Annotated in this window: 13 protein-coding genes; 3 read left to right on the forward strand and 10 right to left on the reverse strand. The window is 43.7% G+C overall.

Going from position 1 to position 16087, the window contains the following annotated elements; genetic code table 11:
• Positions 1-181 precede the first annotated feature (181 nt).
• The gene (locus tag GKR48_RS10870) at positions 182-808 is read right to left on the reverse strand and encodes a DUF1454 family protein (protein ID WP_154628101.1); all 627 of its coding nucleotides are present in this window, start codon (positions 806-808) and stop codon (positions 182-184) included.
• 52 nt (positions 809-860) lie between these two features.
• On the opposite strand from GKR48_RS10870, the gene GKR48_RS10875 reads away from it, so the two are divergent.
• Positions 861-1283 (forward strand): DUF805 domain-containing protein, encoded by a 423-nt coding sequence (locus GKR48_RS10875; protein WP_154628102.1) that lies wholly within the window; start codon positions 861-863, stop codon positions 1281-1283.
• Positions 1284-1294: 11 nt separating this feature from the next.
• Here GKR48_RS10875 and fpr read toward each other — a convergent pair whose 3' ends face one another.
• The gene (gene fpr, locus GKR48_RS10880) at positions 1295-2041 is read right to left on the reverse strand and encodes a ferredoxin--NADP(+) reductase (protein ID WP_154628103.1); all 747 of its coding nucleotides are present in this window, start codon (positions 2039-2041) and stop codon (positions 1295-1297) included.
• A gap of 442 nt (positions 2042-2483) precedes the next feature.
• On the opposite strand from fpr, the gene emrD reads away from it, so the two are divergent.
• On the forward strand, positions 2484-3668 hold the full coding sequence (emrD, locus tag GKR48_RS10885; protein WP_154628127.1) for a multidrug efflux MFS transporter EmrD: 1185 nt from the start codon (positions 2484-2486) through the stop codon (positions 3666-3668).
• A gap of 216 nt (positions 3669-3884) precedes the next feature.
• Here the strand turns inward: emrD and GKR48_RS10890 are convergent, their stop codons facing one another.
• The 3 genes from GKR48_RS10890 to GKR48_RS10900 form a co-directional block, all read right to left on the reverse strand.
• Positions 3885-7868: a hypothetical protein gene (locus GKR48_RS10890; RefSeq protein ID WP_154628104.1), complete on the reverse strand. Its 3984-nt coding sequence runs from the start codon at positions 7866-7868 to the stop codon at positions 3885-3887.
• 217 nt (positions 7869-8085) lie between these two features.
• Positions 8086-9612 (reverse strand): glycerol kinase GlpK, encoded by a 1527-nt coding sequence (glpK, locus tag GKR48_RS10895; protein ID WP_154628105.1) that lies wholly within the window; start codon positions 9610-9612, stop codon positions 8086-8088.
• A 70-nt stretch (positions 9613-9682) separates the two neighbouring features.
• Positions 9683-10513: an MIP/aquaporin family protein gene (locus GKR48_RS10900; RefSeq protein ID WP_154628106.1), complete on the reverse strand. Its 831-nt coding sequence runs from the start codon at positions 10511-10513 to the stop codon at positions 9683-9685.
• Between the two features lie 305 nt (positions 10514-10818).
• On the opposite strand from GKR48_RS10900, the gene zapB reads away from it, so the two are divergent.
• Positions 10819-11058: a cell division protein ZapB gene (zapB, locus tag GKR48_RS10905; RefSeq protein ID WP_154628107.1), complete on the forward strand. Its 240-nt coding sequence runs from the start codon at positions 10819-10821 to the stop codon at positions 11056-11058.
• Positions 11059-11404: 346 nt separating this feature from the next.
• Here the strand turns inward: zapB and rraA are convergent, their stop codons facing one another.
• From rraA to ftsN, 5 genes are all read right to left on the reverse strand, one after another.
• Positions 11405-11923, reverse strand: a complete 519-nt coding sequence (gene rraA / locus GKR48_RS10910; protein ID WP_154628108.1) for a ribonuclease E activity regulator RraA — start codon at positions 11921-11923, stop codon at positions 11405-11407.
• Positions 11924-12042: 119 nt separating this feature from the next.
• A complete protein-coding gene (locus GKR48_RS10915; protein ID WP_154603275.1) occupies positions 12043-12960 on the reverse strand; it encodes a 1,4-dihydroxy-2-naphthoate polyprenyltransferase in 918 nt (305 codons plus the stop codon).
• A gap of 185 nt (positions 12961-13145) precedes the next feature.
• On the reverse strand, positions 13146-14480 hold the full coding sequence (hslU, locus tag GKR48_RS10920) for an HslU--HslV peptidase ATPase subunit (RefSeq protein ID WP_108479178.1): 1335 nt from the start codon (positions 14478-14480) through the stop codon (positions 13146-13148).
• 11 nt (positions 14481-14491) lie between these two features.
• Positions 14492-15022 carry an ATP-dependent protease subunit HslV gene (gene hslV / locus GKR48_RS10925; protein ID WP_006660514.1) on the reverse strand — a complete coding sequence of 177 codons (531 nt, stop codon included), beginning with the start codon at positions 15020-15022 and terminating at the stop codon, positions 14492-14494.
• A 167-nt stretch (positions 15023-15189) separates the two neighbouring features.
• The gene (gene ftsN / locus GKR48_RS10930) at positions 15190-16029 is read right to left on the reverse strand and encodes a cell division protein FtsN (protein WP_336431148.1); all 840 of its coding nucleotides are present in this window, start codon (positions 16027-16029) and stop codon (positions 15190-15192) included.
• Between the last annotated feature and the right edge of the window lie 58 nt (positions 16030-16087).

Here is a 16087-nt window from a genome sequence, read left to right on the forward strand (position 1 = left end):
CAAAAAGTTTGAATGATTTATCGATTAGTTTTTCATCACGCGATCAAGGTATTACGCGCAACGAGACGTTTCTGTCGCTGTTCCTGCATTATAGGAACAATGGATAATAATAGCTTTGCTTTTCATCATGCTTATTGCCAGAGCGTGATCATCATCCATTTAGCGTATTTGTTGCTCTCAATTATTGACTGTTTTCACTTGCTTGTTGTTCTAGCTTAATCGGTTCAACAGCAAAAGTAAGCACATTATTGTCACTTTTTACCAAAATATATCGCAATGCACCTAATCTTGCTTCTTCCGCGCGGGTTGGGTTTTTATTGGCCATAAACTTGTTCAGCGCAGCGGTCAGCTCTGGGGCTTTATCCAGAGAAACATTAGGGTCAAACTGATGAATAATAGCAATAATATAGCGCTCAATTAATTGGCGATTTTCTTGAGCGTCAGTTTCGTTGTCCGTGGGTAATAATGTGATTTGTAAGCTTTTAATTTTCTCACTACCTCGTTCGAGGACGGCAGATGAGTATATTTGTTGATTAATACGTGATGCGGCACGAATGTAGGGCGCGGATATATCTTGGCTAGCAATCACTTTGTATTCGTGAAGATACAAATCTTTATAGGTTTGATTAAATTGACTACGTAGCTCTGGGATCGTGAGATTAAAGGTTGGCGCATCAGGTGCTAAATACGCGACGCTTAAGTCGGTATCAGGTAATGTCGGTACCTTTTGGGAAAATGCCATTTGTGGAAAATAGCACACAAAAGCGGTTATGATGATGGACATGGAACGGAATATTGGTTGAGCCATTTTTTCTGCCACTTATTCTTCAGAGATTAATATTGTATCAGGATTACACACAATGACATTACTACAATGGGCTTTTTCCTTTAAAGGCAGAATTGGACGGCGACCATTTTGGGCGGGTGTAGCAGGCTGTTTTATTTTAATGACCCTGATTTCTCTCTTCCAAAACACGTTTTCATTACCGGATGTCGTTGTGGTGGTGTTGTTTATTTTATTACTGTATCCCCTTGCTGCAATTTTCACTAAACGTCTGCATGATAGAGGTAAACCGGGGGGATGGTTTGCTTTAGTCGTGTTAGCTTTTGCCCTTTTTTCCTTCGATGTCAGTCACTTGGCGGAAATTTGGCAATGGGGAATTGGACGCTTTCTTCCACTACTGATCACGATGATGATGCTGATTGATTGCGGCGTTTTTGTGGGAATGGAAGGTGAAAATCCGTATGGGAAAAAGACAGATAAAGTGGATTATCTGTCTTAATCGTGAAGGGATTACCAGTACTGTTCGCTGGTAATATGCCCCGGCTTACGACGTAGGTGTTTGATAAGCCCATGAGTTTCTTTGAGTTTATCCCGTGTATCTCGCACCATTTCTGGGTTGCCGCACAACATAATGTGGCAATTTTCTGCATCAATCGGCAACCCAACAAATTCTTCCAATTGATGATCTTCAATTAATGCGGGAACCCGCCCATATAGGGAGCCGGGGGCATGTTCACGGCTCACGACAGTGACAATGCGTAATTTCCCTTGGAATTGTTGCTCTAATTGCTGCATTAGCGGTAGGTAACTCAGATCTTTTTGATAACGCACGGCATGCAGTAAGATAATTTTTTCGAAGCGTTCTAACCCTTTGTTCTCTTGTAAAATAGAGAGAAATGGACCAATTGCAGTTCCTGTAGAAAGCATCCAAAGATGCCGACATTCAGGAATTTCATCTAACACAAAGAAACCCGAAGCTTCATCGGTGATTTGCAGTGTATCGCCAACCTGTAGCTCAGCAAGTTTTGGGCTCAATTTACCCTTTGGGACGATAACAAAATAGAATTCGAGTCGGCTATCACTAGGGGCATTCACATAGGAGTAGGCACGGGCAACGCGTTCTCCATTAACTTCAAGGGCGAGTTTAGCAAATTGTCCTGCAATAAACGGTTGAATAGGTGCATCCACCACTAAACTAAACAAGGTTTCTGTCCAATATTTGGCTTCAACCACCCGACCTGTTACCCAATTCGCCATAAATTTGTCCCTCTTATCGAAAAAATCTCAGAGAAAGTATTCAACAGTGTGAATTATTTAAGATATACATTGCTGAACTTAATAGAATTTCATACTAGAACAGTTCATTGTTTATGCTTATCGATAAAGTGTTTTAGTGGATTATTCTGCAAATGTGGGGTTTTGTAATTTTAATGTACAGTTAAGTTGACAGGGGTGGCGAATATTACTGCCAGCGCGAAGTAAATTAAAATGGTGTTCTATCTCGAAAAATTCATAAATTTTGTTATCTTTATCACACAAGAACAATATCAATTGTTTGCTAGTTATATAATTCCAATGTAATGGGCAAAACAACGAACAAAAATCTATTATTTAATCCTAAGTGCAAGCGTTCGTGTTATTAAACTTTAATAATACGGCGCTATTGTGTGCTCAGGAATTATGAGTGTCTGAGAGCAAAATGAGAAAGCTTGAAAATTTTAATCTGTTATTAATGTTGATTGCCCTCGCTGCGGTTGGGCAAATGACTCAAACTGTTTATGTCCCTGTTATTGCTGAAATTGCGGTGTATTTCGGTGAGCCTTCGGGTGCCATACAGCGCGTTATGGCGGCGTATCTGTTTTCTTATGGTTTCTCCCAGCTACTATATGGTCCGTTATCTGACCAAATTGGTCGCCGTCCGGTGATTTTAGCTGGGTTATCTATCTTCTTAGTTTCAACGATTGTCGCCATTTTTGCCCCAACATTGACGGTATTGACAGTCGCGAGTGGTTTACAAGGTTTAGGTACAGGGGTTGCGGGAGTGATGGTGAGAACCATGCCGCGCGACCTGTATAAAGGCACAGCGCTACGTTACGCCAATAGTCTGCTCAATATGGGGGTGTTAGTGAGCCCACTGTTAGCGCCTATGTTTGGCGGGATACTGGCGCACTTCTTTGGTTGGCACGCTTGTTATATTTTCTTATTCCTATTGGGTGGCGGGGTGTTGTTCAGTATGTATCGCTGGATGCCGGAAACGCGTCCTATTTCACCTGAAAAGCATAATTTAGTGGCGTCATACCGTGAATTATTATCTAACGGTTCCTTTCTATCGTATTTGACGATGCTGATTGGTGCACTTGCTGGGATCGCAGTTTTCGAAGCCTGTAGTGGTGTATTGATGGGCGGCGTCTTAGGGCTCAGTAGTATTACCGTCAGTATTCTGTTTATTCTGCCTATTCCTGCGGCGTTCTTTGGTGCTTGGTATGCGGGGCGTGAAGGTAAGAATTTCTCCACCTTGATGTGGCAGTCGGTACTAATTTGTTTGGCTGCGGGCATCATGATGTGGGTACCGGGTTGGTTTGGCATCATGAATACATGGACACTGTTAGTACCTGCCGCTATTTTCTTCTTTGGTGCTGGGATGTTATTCCCGTTGGCGACTACCGGTGCGATGGAGCCATTCCCCTATTTAGCCGGTGCAGCAGGGGCATTAGTGGGTGGACTGCAAAATGTGGGCTCTGGTGTGGCGACATGGGTGTCAGCGTTGATGCCACAAAATGGGCAATTCAGCCTTGGTTTGCTGATGTTTTTGATGTCGATGCTGGTGGTGTTATGCTGGCTGCCGTTAGCTCGCCGTATGAACCACACGGAGCGAATGGTTTAATCTAAGACTTTCGTTTAAGCATCTATGAGCAGGGGGCAATTAAGCCCCCTGAGGTTGATGACAAAGAGGGATAAAAACGTGGTTTTTCCCTCTTTGTGTTATCAGGCGAAAATCAATAAATTGATTTTTCTTGTTAATATTACAACCCAAAAGAGCCATTTCCAAACATGATAGGTTTGTCAATGGTCTGAGGGGGCAATTAAGCCCCCTGATTTTTTAGGCGACTAATGGCATAAAATGCACGGCTTCAGCCCATTGAGAAGCTTGTTGTTGTGCACTGATTGTGTCTTCCGTCATTCCCGCTATGTGTGAAATGAGTGAGTTAAATTCCACGGGGCTATCATAGTTTAACCATTCGCGATTTTCAGCAAGCGTATATTTATTTTGTTGGATAAGTATTGTGCTGGCGGCGGCGTCATCTTGTAAATGTGAGTCAATATGGACTTTGATACCCGCAATATTTAAGTTTGGGGTACTATCTATTGCTCCTTTCACTATCAACGTATCGTCTTGCACTGAAAGGTACCACGCTTCAAGTGGCGCATATTCTTGAATCTCACCTTGCTCATCATAAACTAATAGCGTGACCCAATAGTTAGTATCGCTGTTAGTCAGTATGCCTAGTTGTTTAATATCGATTCGCTGATTGATTTGAACATCAGAAAGCAGTCGAACATCCGATAAAATATGAATTTCTGAGACGGATTGGCTATCGGAATATAAGTTCAGATGGTTGAGGGGGGTAAACTTCGCCTCAGTGTTTACTTGATGCCGATTGAATGGCATTTCTAATGAAAAATATTGCTGATTGAGCCGTCCATTTTCAACCCAAGTCGCGCGCAAAGCTTGGTTGTCTTTATCGTGTGCCCAAAATAATTTACTGCCTCGCCAATAATTATCTCTCTGTAGTTTCTGCGGTATTGTCTGACCGTCACCATAAATAAATAGGCGATTAGCCAACGATTCAGGGTTTTTATAGCCGTAAATAGAGCGCTCAGACTCATCTTCAGTTTTAATGATGTCAATACTGACTAGCTCACCTTTATTCGGTATGTTCACATTGAGCGTATTCTCATCTAACGCGGTTTTTATTGTCTCAGTGAGTAGCCCTGTTCGAGTCATATAAGTGATCCGCAAACTGTGCTCTGAGTTGGCATGATCGTTGGCTCCCAAGTGGCCTATTGTTTCAGTAACACTTAATTGGCTATAAGGGTGAAGTGACCCGTCAGATTGCGGAAGAAAAATTCCATTGAGCTGATAAACGGGCAGATATTCACGGGGTATTTCTTGCTCATCAATGCGTGCTAAAAACCGTTGGGCTTGGTGTGTGAAATAGTCTGCATGGGGTAAAAATGCGTCATATTGATCAGTGAAGTAGGCATAATCCATCGGGTACATTGCAGGCATGATTTTACTATTTTGATCTTTTTCGAAATAGGTTGTGTATTGTTGGCGATATTGGTCGAAGGCGATATTATCACCGTGACTCTCAGGAGAATATGGGTAATCTGAGGCCGTGGTATGACCCAGACTTAATCCATGCCCAAACACTTCATGCCATAAAATACTCGGGCTTGTGAGCCCACCACCAAAGTGATGGGTAGCGAGTCCAATCACGTTTGAGGTACCTCTACTCATTGGTAACCGATTGATAGAGGAATAAAAAAACTCTGAATATAATTTTGTGCGCCGAGCTGCGTTTTGACTATCTCGGTAGGCCCACCCTATTTGGGAATGAGAAAGTTCCTCGATTGCGTCAGGAGCATCATATAAAGGGTGTACCAAAGTGGTTATGTCAGTATTACCTTCCTCATTTTGGATGACGTAAGGATACAAACTTGGTTGTTTCGTCAGCGCAGGGTAACTGAATAATGAAAATCGATGGGTCGGGAGTTTGGCATTCGCTTCTAAGCCCCAACTCAAAGGGGAGTATGCATAAGTGCCGTGACCTTGACGATACAAGCTTTTATTAGTTACATGAGCAATGATTGGCGTGACATGTTTAACGGGGGGAGAAAACCAACCATGAGCATTGGTATAGGATTGCACTATTGGGGTCTCGCCAGCCATGATTTGTATTTGTACCTCAGGTTGTATCCATTTTCCGCTGATAGGCGCTGTGTAGCTGTGACGGTGTAAATCTTGAGCTTCTATGCAGGGAATTTTAGGTCTTTCATCAATGTTTGTCGGCAGTTTTTTTGGTCCAGTCAAAATAACCCTTTCGAGTTCTATTCCTGATTTATCGCGAATAATGGCGACAATATCCGGTGCATTTGCTGCGGATGGGCTAATGAGGTCAACTTTTAATAATGCCCAGCGGTTGGCTGTCAATGTAAAATGTGGAGAATCAGGGGCAAGTAAGTGTGTTTGTGCCATTTGAACGTTTAATACTTGTATGTCGGCGGGCGTTTTGTAGTGCCGTAACTCAGGCTGATGATAGATTGGGTCAGGAAGGGTAAAGGTTCTTTGACCGGGGATGGATACATCCGGTGCGTTTTCAGACTGTAATTGAATGGATATTGGGGCTGATACCGAGCCATCCTTCATAACCACAGAAATATCAAATTGATCATTTCCTTGAATATGGGCACTCTCATCAGGCAGATATACCCACTCACCTGTTTGGTTATTGAGTTCTACTTTGCCAAAAAGCGGAGATTCAATGAGTTGAAAGTAGGCAATATCTTTATGTGTTGGAAGCGAACCTGAAATAGCGCCAATGACGAGTTGATTCGCTTTTCCATTTGGATTTTCAACGATGAGAATTGGGCGCCTTTGGCGGTCTTTAAGCTGAAACTGAGAAACTATCATACCATCACACTCTAGCAGTAATTGTCCTTGAGAGTATTGGAGGGTGACAGGTGGTAATCTATTGGCAACCAGTTGCTGGTTAATTTCAGTTTCTATTTTGATTGCGATCTCATGCCAAGAATCAGAAGCGGATAGCACGATATCATCGAGTCTAAGGGCTATATTTTGGCGTGAGCTGTTGATGACAAGCGAAAAATAGTGGCTATTTTTTAGGGTATCTTGCGTGAGTGCGAATGAATTAATGGATGATGAAGGTAAGGAAACAATGTGATGAATACCATGTGGATTGAATATTGCTGGCTTAGTTAGCGGTGGTGCCACAGACAAGTTATCAGAAACAGGCGGGGGCATATAATGAATCGCATCGTGAGGAATAAGCTGGATTGCGTTCATATTTTGAAAACCCCAACCTAGCCGGATTTGAGGTGCAGGACCTTGTGTGGTAGTGGTGATTTTAAACGGTATTTGCTGACTGTCTTTGATGTCATTGAGAATGATTTCGCCATGTGTATCGTGCTTATCTATTTTTTCTACATGCTGACCAATTTCAAGTATGAGATCATCGGTATGGCGTAAAGTGTCTACATAGATCCGAATATCATCTGATTCAGGTGCCGTAATAACACCTTCGTAAACCCAAGTCGTTGACGATGAGTGATCTGGCAGCCCACTTTTATAGTGATTTAAGCTGGAGATTGGATAGTGTATATCTTCTATTTGTTTGGCGGGTTGAAAGGCCGTCACAAGCATCCCTGAACATTGCTGTGGTTGCTGAGCAGCGAGTGGTTTTTCATCAATGCTAATAGGGTCTAAATCACTCAGAAGTCTCTGAATCGGTAAGGATGTTTTTCTTTTATCATCATCAATAATGACCACGCTGCCACCTGTTAATTCAAGCCAATGGCGAATAAGTTCGACTTGTTGGTCATTAGCATCATTGGCAAGTATGACGGTGTCGTAATGGCGATGCCACTGACCACTGGGTAGAAGTAAATCCACTATCTGAGCTTGTGAGCGAGGTTCACCATCTCGCCAATGATGAGGTGAGTTGAAACTATCAACCCATAAACGGTGCTGTGGGTGGAATTCAAATCCTGAGAACGTATCAGTATCGACAGTACTTAATAGGTAGTTTTGGCGTTGTTCGCCAAATAAACGTGGTTTATCGATCAACCAATTTGTGAGTGCGAACGCATTCTGTCCGTCGATATCTTGTTGTGGTGAATTTTTTAAGCCTTCAAGATAAAAACTGTCTACATGAATTTTCGCGACCCGACCTCGGTTTTTATAGAAACCTAGTTGAATCTCACCTTGCTGTATATCTTGATATAGGCGCTGTGTAGCATGCTGGTTTGAGTGATTAAAAAGGTCTTGCTGTGGGTTATCCATAACCTAATCTCCTAAAATAAAAGATAAACACTGTTATTGCAGGAAACGATTTTAAATAAGCGAGTAGGTTCTTTCTAATTTATTATTAGTCTAGGTAACCATGATGGTATTTATTCGCTAACTATTTGTTTGCTAATTATAAATTAGTAATTTATTTTTACGGTGGAAAATAAAAAAGCAGTGCAGAGGCACTGCTTTGATAGATAAAGAAATAAGACTAAGCGCGGTCTTCCCACTCTTGGGCGCGAGCAACGGCTTTTTTCCAGCCTTCGTATTTATAATTACGCTCCGTGGTTTCGATACCCGGCTTAAAGACTTTCTCAATGGTGGCTTTGCTTTGCAGCTCATCCAGACTTTCCCAGAATCCAACAGCAATACCGGCTAAATAAGCCGCTCCCAACGCAGTACTTTCACGTACAGCGGGACGCTCAACGGATGTACCGAGAATATCAGATTGGAATTGCATCAGGAAGTTATTGGCAACTGCACCGCCATCTACACGCAGCGCTTTTAGGCGTTCACCTGAGTCGGCTTGCATTGCGTCAAGGACATCGCGAGTTTGGTATGCGATAGACTCCAGTGTTGCACGGATAATATGGTTGCGGTTTGCACCACGCGTTAAGCCAAAGATAGCACCACGAGCATAAGGGTCCCAGTAAGGGGCGCCTAATCCAGTAAATGCAGGGACAACATAGACACCATTACTGTCTTTGACTTTGGTTGCGAAATATTCTGAATCTGTTGCTTCATCAATGAGTTTGAGCTCATCACGTAACCATTGAATGGATGCCCCACCAACAAACACCGCGCCTTCAAGGGCATAGTTAACTTCCCCTTTAGGACCACAAGCAATCGTTGTTAATAGACCGTGATTGGAGCGAACTGCGGTATTGCCGGTGTTCATTAATAAGAAACAGCCCGTTCCGTAGGTATTTTTCGCCATTCCTGATTTCACACATAATTGACCGTATAGCGCGGCTTGCTGGTCACCCGCAATGCCTGAAATTGGAATACGAGTCCCGCCTTTACCGCCGATGTTGGTTTGACCGTACACTTCGGAAGATGGGCGCACTTCTGGCAACATACTACGAGGAATATTCAGCGCTTTAAGAATTTTATCGTCCCACTCTAAATTACGAATGTTGAATAACATCGTGCGGGAAGCGTTGGTATAGTCAGTCACATGTACCCGGCCTTGGGTCATTTTCCATACTAACCAAGTATCGACAGTTCCGAACAATAATTCGCCTTTTTCTGCGCGTTCACGAGCACCTTCGACATTATCAAGGATCCACTTTACTTTTGTGCCGGAGAAATAAGGGTCAACGACTAAACCTGTGTTCTGACGAATATACTCTTCGAGCTCTTTATCGTTGGTTTTTAAGTGGGTACAGAAATCCGCAGTACGGCGACACTGCCAGACAATCGCATTATAGACGGGTTTACCTGTTGCTTTTTCCCAAACAATCGTGGTTTCACGTTGGTTAGTGATCCCGATACTGGCGACTTCATCGGTGCGAATATCGGCTTTGGCAAGGACTTCAATCAACGTAGAACTTTGCGTTGCCCAAATTTCCATTGGGTCATGTTCTACCCAGCCTGGTTTTGGGTAAATTTGCGTGAATTCGCGCTGGGAAATACTAACAATATTTGCATCATGGTCGAGAACGATAGCTCGCGAACTGGTTGTGCCTTGATCAAGAGCGACAATATATTTTTTAACGATATTGGTTTCTGTTGTCATAATTTAAACCTGTTCAGCAATGGGTTAATCTGGTTTTAAGTAAACCCAGTTTTGGAAATAAGAAACGGTATTAAGAGGATTTTTTCTCTTCTTCATCAGACTCGCAAGTCATGCAAGGCAGATGGCGACCAATTAATTTGCGATAACCGAATGCCCCTAGCAGGCCACCAACAATCGGTGCAGTCAATGGGACAAGGAAATAAGGAATATCACGTCCACCTGTCAGGGCAATATCACCCCATCCGGCTAAATAAGCCACGACTTTCGGGCCAAAGTCACGCGCTGGGTTTAAGGCGAATCCAGTCAATGGACCAAAAGAGCCGCCGATAACCGCAATTAAGATACCAATTAATAACGGTGCTAATGGACCTTTAGGAACGCCATTGCCATCATCGGTTAAACCTAAAATTAAGCAGACTAAAATGGCGGCAATCACCACTTCAATAAAGAATGCGTGGAGCACGCTGATTTGTGGCGCAGGGTAAGTTGAGAAGACACCTGCAGTAAATAAACTTTCTTGCGTGCCACGAACAATATGGTGAACTTGTTCGTAATCGAAAAAAACAGGGGAGTACATCGAATACACTAAGGCGGCAGCACAAAAGCCACCGAGCATTTGAGCGATAATGTAAGGAACTACTTTTCGCTTATCGAAACACGCGAATAACCATAGTGCTAATGTGACGGCAGGGTTTAAATGAGCGCCAGAGATGCCCGCAGTCAGGTAAACAGCCAGTGCGACGCCGAAGCCCCAAATCACACTAATTTCCCAAAGACCTAACTGGGCACCCGCAATACGTACAGCTGCGACACATCCTAAACCAAAAAAAACCAACAGAGCAGTTCCAAGAAACTCCGATATACACTGACCCGTCAGTGTTGAAGGCGTTATTTTGCTCATAAATGTTCATCCTGCAATAGTTGTTAAGAGAGGTGTTTTGCACGAGTATAATTTTCTTTGCGAAAATTTATTCTGTTAATTTAGCGAGAAAAAAGATAATCGAATATTGCGATTTGTGAAAACTGTGTGCCAAATCACCAAAAAACGAAAATAAACAATCATTTTTAAGGTCGAATTCAAACATTTGAATAGTCACGGTCGAAACAATTAAAAGAATAATGTTTGTAATCAAGTGTAAGTCACTGGACACAGAGGATCATGCTACTTACAATCGGGGGAAAGCGCTTATAAAGGGAGATCCGAACATGTCATTTGAAGTATTTGAGAAACTAGAATCCAAAGTTCAGCAAGCCATCGATACCATCGCATTAATGCAGATGGAAATTGATGAACTGAAAGAACAAAACAGTGCATTAAGCCAAGAGTTACAAGCCAACAAATCAGGTGCTGAATCACTGGTTCGTGAAAATGAACAGCTGAAGCAAGAGCAGGCAACTTGGCAGGAGCGTTTGCGGACCCTCTTAGGCAAGATGGAAGAAGTCTAATTCCCTTCATACTTCGCATTGTAGGGGTGTTGGCTGCTCTCGGCTACTCGGGTCACATACTTATGTATGCTCCCCGAGATATCCTCCACTCGCCGCCTACCTCGTCATACTTCGCATTATAGGGGTGTTGGCTGCGCTCAGTTACCCTAGTCACATACTTGTGTATGCTCCTAGGGATACCCTCGTTTGCCGCCTACCTACAATGCGAATTATTTAGAGGTGTGTAGAAGTATGTAGAGGCGTGTTTTCTGAAAGAAGTGAAAATTGAGTAAAAAACAGAAAGCGGAAAACAGAAAAGAAAAAGGCAGATAGTGATATCTGCCTTTTTTGTGGAATTTGGTGGGGGTTATTCGTCGATGGCTTCGTCGAAATCGTCGTTAGCTGCTTGGGTCAGTGGTTCTTCGGATAAAATCATACCCGTGTTATCGGCATATAGATAATCGCCGGAGAAGAACGTCACGCCGCCAAAATTAACGCGGATATCGCTTTCGCCGATACCTTCGTCAGGGCAACCCGCAGGGATTGCAGCAACAGCTTGAATGCCGAGATCTAACTCCATTAATGCATCCACTTGACGGACGGCACCGTAAACCACAATACCTTCCCAGCTATTGTCTACCGCTAATCGAGCGAGTTCAGCGTCAATCAGTGCTTTACGCACTGAACCACCGCCATCCACCAGCAAGATGCGTCCATGGCCGTCTTCTTCCAGCAAATCATACAGAATGCCATTATCTTCAAAGCATTTTACTGTAATGATTTGACCGCCAAATGAAGTACGTCCACCAAAGTTGGAGAATAAAGGTTCTACTACATTAACGCTTTCTTGGTAGATGTCGCAGAGTTCGGAAGTATCATATTTCATAGGATTTAGGTCTTTTTTGCTGCAAGAGGGAGGTCAGTATATCCCTTTTAGTCACTGATTGGCAAAATTCCCGCCAGAAAATAAGCGGGAAAAGTCAAAAAAACAGCAAATAATTGAGACTATTTACTCAGGATAACCCCGAGGGAGAATAAAACGTTGGTGACTAAAGCGATTTTCACCATGTTTTCTAGCATTGGGCGCATCCCTTCAGGGGTAGGATCAGAAAGGACTTTGCGCACATGGTTCATCAGCATTGGCACCGCCAATAAGAATAACCAGCCCGCCCAGCCTGTTAAATAGAGTAAATTGAAAAATACCAAACATAAGATTGAAACGATGATGATAATGGCGTGGTACATGCGCGCGCCTTGTGGGCCTAAGCGCACTGCCAACGTGTTTTTACCCGCTTTAATGTCGTTTTCAATATCACGCATATTATTGATATTTAAAACAGCCACAGACAGTAAACCGCAAGCTGTTGCTGGCAGGACAGTGATGATATTAAAGCTATTCGCTTGTAGGTAAAAAGTACCAATCACACTTAACCAGCCAAAGAAAATGAGAACGGAAATATCCCCAAGGCCAAGGTAGCCATAAGGTTTTTTACCGACGGTATAAGTGATGGCCGCCACGATAGCCACTAACCCTAAGCCAAGGAATCCGATAGCATCCTCTGGCTTTTCACATGCGACAATAATCAACAATAGGCCGGAAAGGCAAGCCGCAAAGATATTCAGCTTCAGCGCTTTTTTCATATCTTCTTTGGTGATAACGCCTTTTTGCATTCCGCGCAAAGGCCCGATGCGTTCAGCGGTGTCTGAACCTTTAATCGCATCGCCATAGTCATTGGCGAGGTTAGATAAAATTTGTAATAAGCCCGCTGTGATAATAGAAAGCAGAGCGACTGGCCACTTAAAGTTACCCGTGAAATAGGTCAATGCGGATCCAGTGACGATGGCAATCACCCCTAATGGCAGGGTTTTTGGTCGTAAACTTTCTAGCCAAGCTTGTTTGCGGCTGATTGAAGATGAGTTCATGTAATTTATTCACCGTACTCGTGATATTTCAATGGGTAACGTGGCTTTGATGCTGAGTGACCGTTTGAATTATTGGGAGCAAATGTTCTTATTAAGTTGGGTTTTATATGTCAAAAGTGCAGCAAGATTGCTGCACTTTAGCTAACATCCATTAAGGATACATGAAAACCTGATAATTAATAAGATTATAAAATAAATCTACTCAGGTCTTCGTCTGCTACCAGTTCGTCTAAGTGCTGGCGAACATACTCTGCATCGATTGTAATGCTTTGTCCGTCACGCTCGCTAGCGTCGAAAGAGATATCTTCCATCAGGCGTTCTAACACAGTATGTAAACGACGCGCACCGATATTCTCAGTTGATTCATTCACTTGCCATGCAGACTCCGCAATTTTGCGAATACCATCCGCAGTGAATTCGACGCTAACACCTTCTGTTGCCATCAGCGCTTTGTACTGTTCAGTCAAAGAAGCATTAGGCTCAGTTAAGATGCGCTCGAAATCTTCAGTCGTTAGAGCCTGGAGCTCAACCCGAATTGGCAGACGACCTTGCAATTCCGGGATCAAATCTGATGGGCTAGAAACTTGGAATGCGCCGGATGCAATAAACAGGATGTGGTCAGTTTTGACCATACCGTGTTTGGTAGAGATGGTGCAGCCTTCGATTAATGGCAGCAGGTCACGTTGAACCCCTTCACGGGACACATCAGGGCCTGAACTTTGACCACCGCGTTTACAGATTTTATCGAACTCATCAATAAACACGATACCGTTTTGCTCAACGGCTTCAATCGCTTGTTCTTTCAGCTCTTCAGGATTAACCAGTTTTGCCGCTTCTTCTTCTACCAGCAGTTTAAAAGCTTCTTTGATTTTCATCTTACGAGGCTTCTGTTTTTGACCTGCTAAGTTTTGGAACATAGATTGCAGTTGGTTGGTCATCTCTTCCATGCCCGGAGGAGCCATGATTTCAACGCCCATTGGTGCTGCAGAAACTTCAATTTCAATTTCTTTATCGTCTAACTGGCCTTCACGTAATTTCTTACGGAATGCTTGGCGTGCTGGTGATTGCTCATCAACAGGTTCTGCTTGTCCCCAGTTATTTTTTGCTGGTGGGATTAAGACATCCAGAATACGTTCTTCCGCCATTTCTTCTGCGCGGTAACGGTTTTTCTCGATAGACTGTAAACGCACCATTTTAACGGCAGAATCGGTCAGATCGCGGATGATGGAGTCAACTTCTTTACCTACATAGCCTACTTCCGTGAACTTAGTCGCTTCAACTTTGATAAATGGTGCATTCGCCAGTTTAGCTAAACGGCGTGCAATTTCGGTTTTACCTACCCCTGTAGGACCAATCATCAGAATATTTTTTGGGGTCACTTCATGACGTAAATGCTCATTTAATTGCATACGGCGCCAGCGGTTACGCAGGGCGATAGCAACTGAACGTTTAGCTTTATGTTGGCCAATAATATGGTTGTCGAGTTCGCTGACAATTTCGCGTGGAGTCATTTCGGACATGCTAGCAATCCTTATGATTTTGAAGAAATTTCTTCAAAGTTGACATTATGGTTGGTGTAAATACAGATATCTCCCGCTATGGCGAGGGCTTTTTCCGCGATTTCGCGAGCGCTTAAGTCTGTATTTTCGAGAAGGGCGCGTGCTGCAGATTGTGCATATGGGCCACCGGAGCCAATCGCAATCAGGTCATTTTCAGGCTGAACGACGTCACCATTACCCGTAATAATTAATGAAGTGTGTTCATCAGCGACGGCAAGCAGCGCTTCTAATTTGCGCAGCATGCGGTCGGTACGCCAATCTTTGGCTAATTCCACCGCTGCTTTAGTGAGGTGTCCTTGATGGAGTTCAAGCTTGCGCTCGAACAGTTCAAAGAGAGTGAATGCGTCTGCGGTGCCACCGGCAAATCCTGCAATGACTTTGTCGTTATATAAACGGCGTACTTTGCGGACATTGCCTTTCATGACGGTATTACCCATCGTCGCCTGTCCATCACCACCGATTACAACTTGGCCATTACGGCGAACACTTACGATTGTTGTCATGAGTTAGCCCCTGGTTGTATTACAAAAAGAATGCAGTTGATTTCATTTTTTGATAGATAAATTTCAAGTGATAGTGGTCTATTCACTATCACTTGAAAGAGATTGAACTCAAAAATAACTGCTTACGAGTACGTTAAAACAGTAGATGGGGGAGACGAGGGGATTTTTCAACCCCCAGAAGCACGAAGAATACAACCACTCACGCCAACGCCTGCTGCACGGTCACGGATGTTTTCAGCGGTGGACTTGGAATATGGGCCTAATACGATACGATGCCAGCCACCACCTGCGGTGACGCGGCTTTCGATACCCGCAAATGCGAGAGTGGCACGTACTGACTCAGCCTGTTCTGCCGTTTTAAATGAACCGCATTGCACGAGCATATTCTGCATTTTATTCCCAGGCGCTGTTTCAGGTTTAGGTTCAGGCTTCACTTCCGGTTTCGTGACAGGCTGAGCTTGCTGAACTGGCGCAACTGGGCGTGTTTCAGGTTTTGGCTCAATAATCGACGGTTTACGTTGGGTCGGTGTTTCAACTGGCTTAGCAGGTTCGTTGATCACCACTTGTGAGCGCGGTACCGGCTTACCATTAAATGGCACTTCTTGCAGGTTGGTCACAGGCTGGCGACGATCAGAATCCATTTGCTCTAACAACTGGCGCTGTTCGGTGGTGAGATCAGACTGACGAATATTGCCGCTACCTGTGCTCGGTTGCGATGGCGAAGTATAATCTTGCCAAGGCTCTTCCAGCTCTCTTTTATAGCGCCAAGGTTCTTCGGGTTTAGGTGGCAGCGTGCTACCCGGTTTTGCAGCTTGAGTGGGGAGTGCAGTTTGAGGCGCTTCTTTTTTATTATGAGTAATAAAAAATAGGCCACCCACGAATAACACCACAATAGCGACCGCCACAATTAATGTGGTTAGTGGTAGCCCTTGGGCTTTCTTCGATTTGCCTTTGCCTTTTTTACGAGCGGACGACCGTCCTCGAGCTACATAATCTTTTTGTGCCACGCTATTAATTCACTAGTTGTCAGTTGTTAATCGTTATTTAGGTCATATGTTACTTAAC

It is taken from the genome of Providencia sp. wls1943, from assembly GCF_009706275.1.
GTDB lineage: Bacteria > Pseudomonadota > Gammaproteobacteria > Enterobacterales > Enterobacteriaceae > Providencia > Providencia zhijiangensis.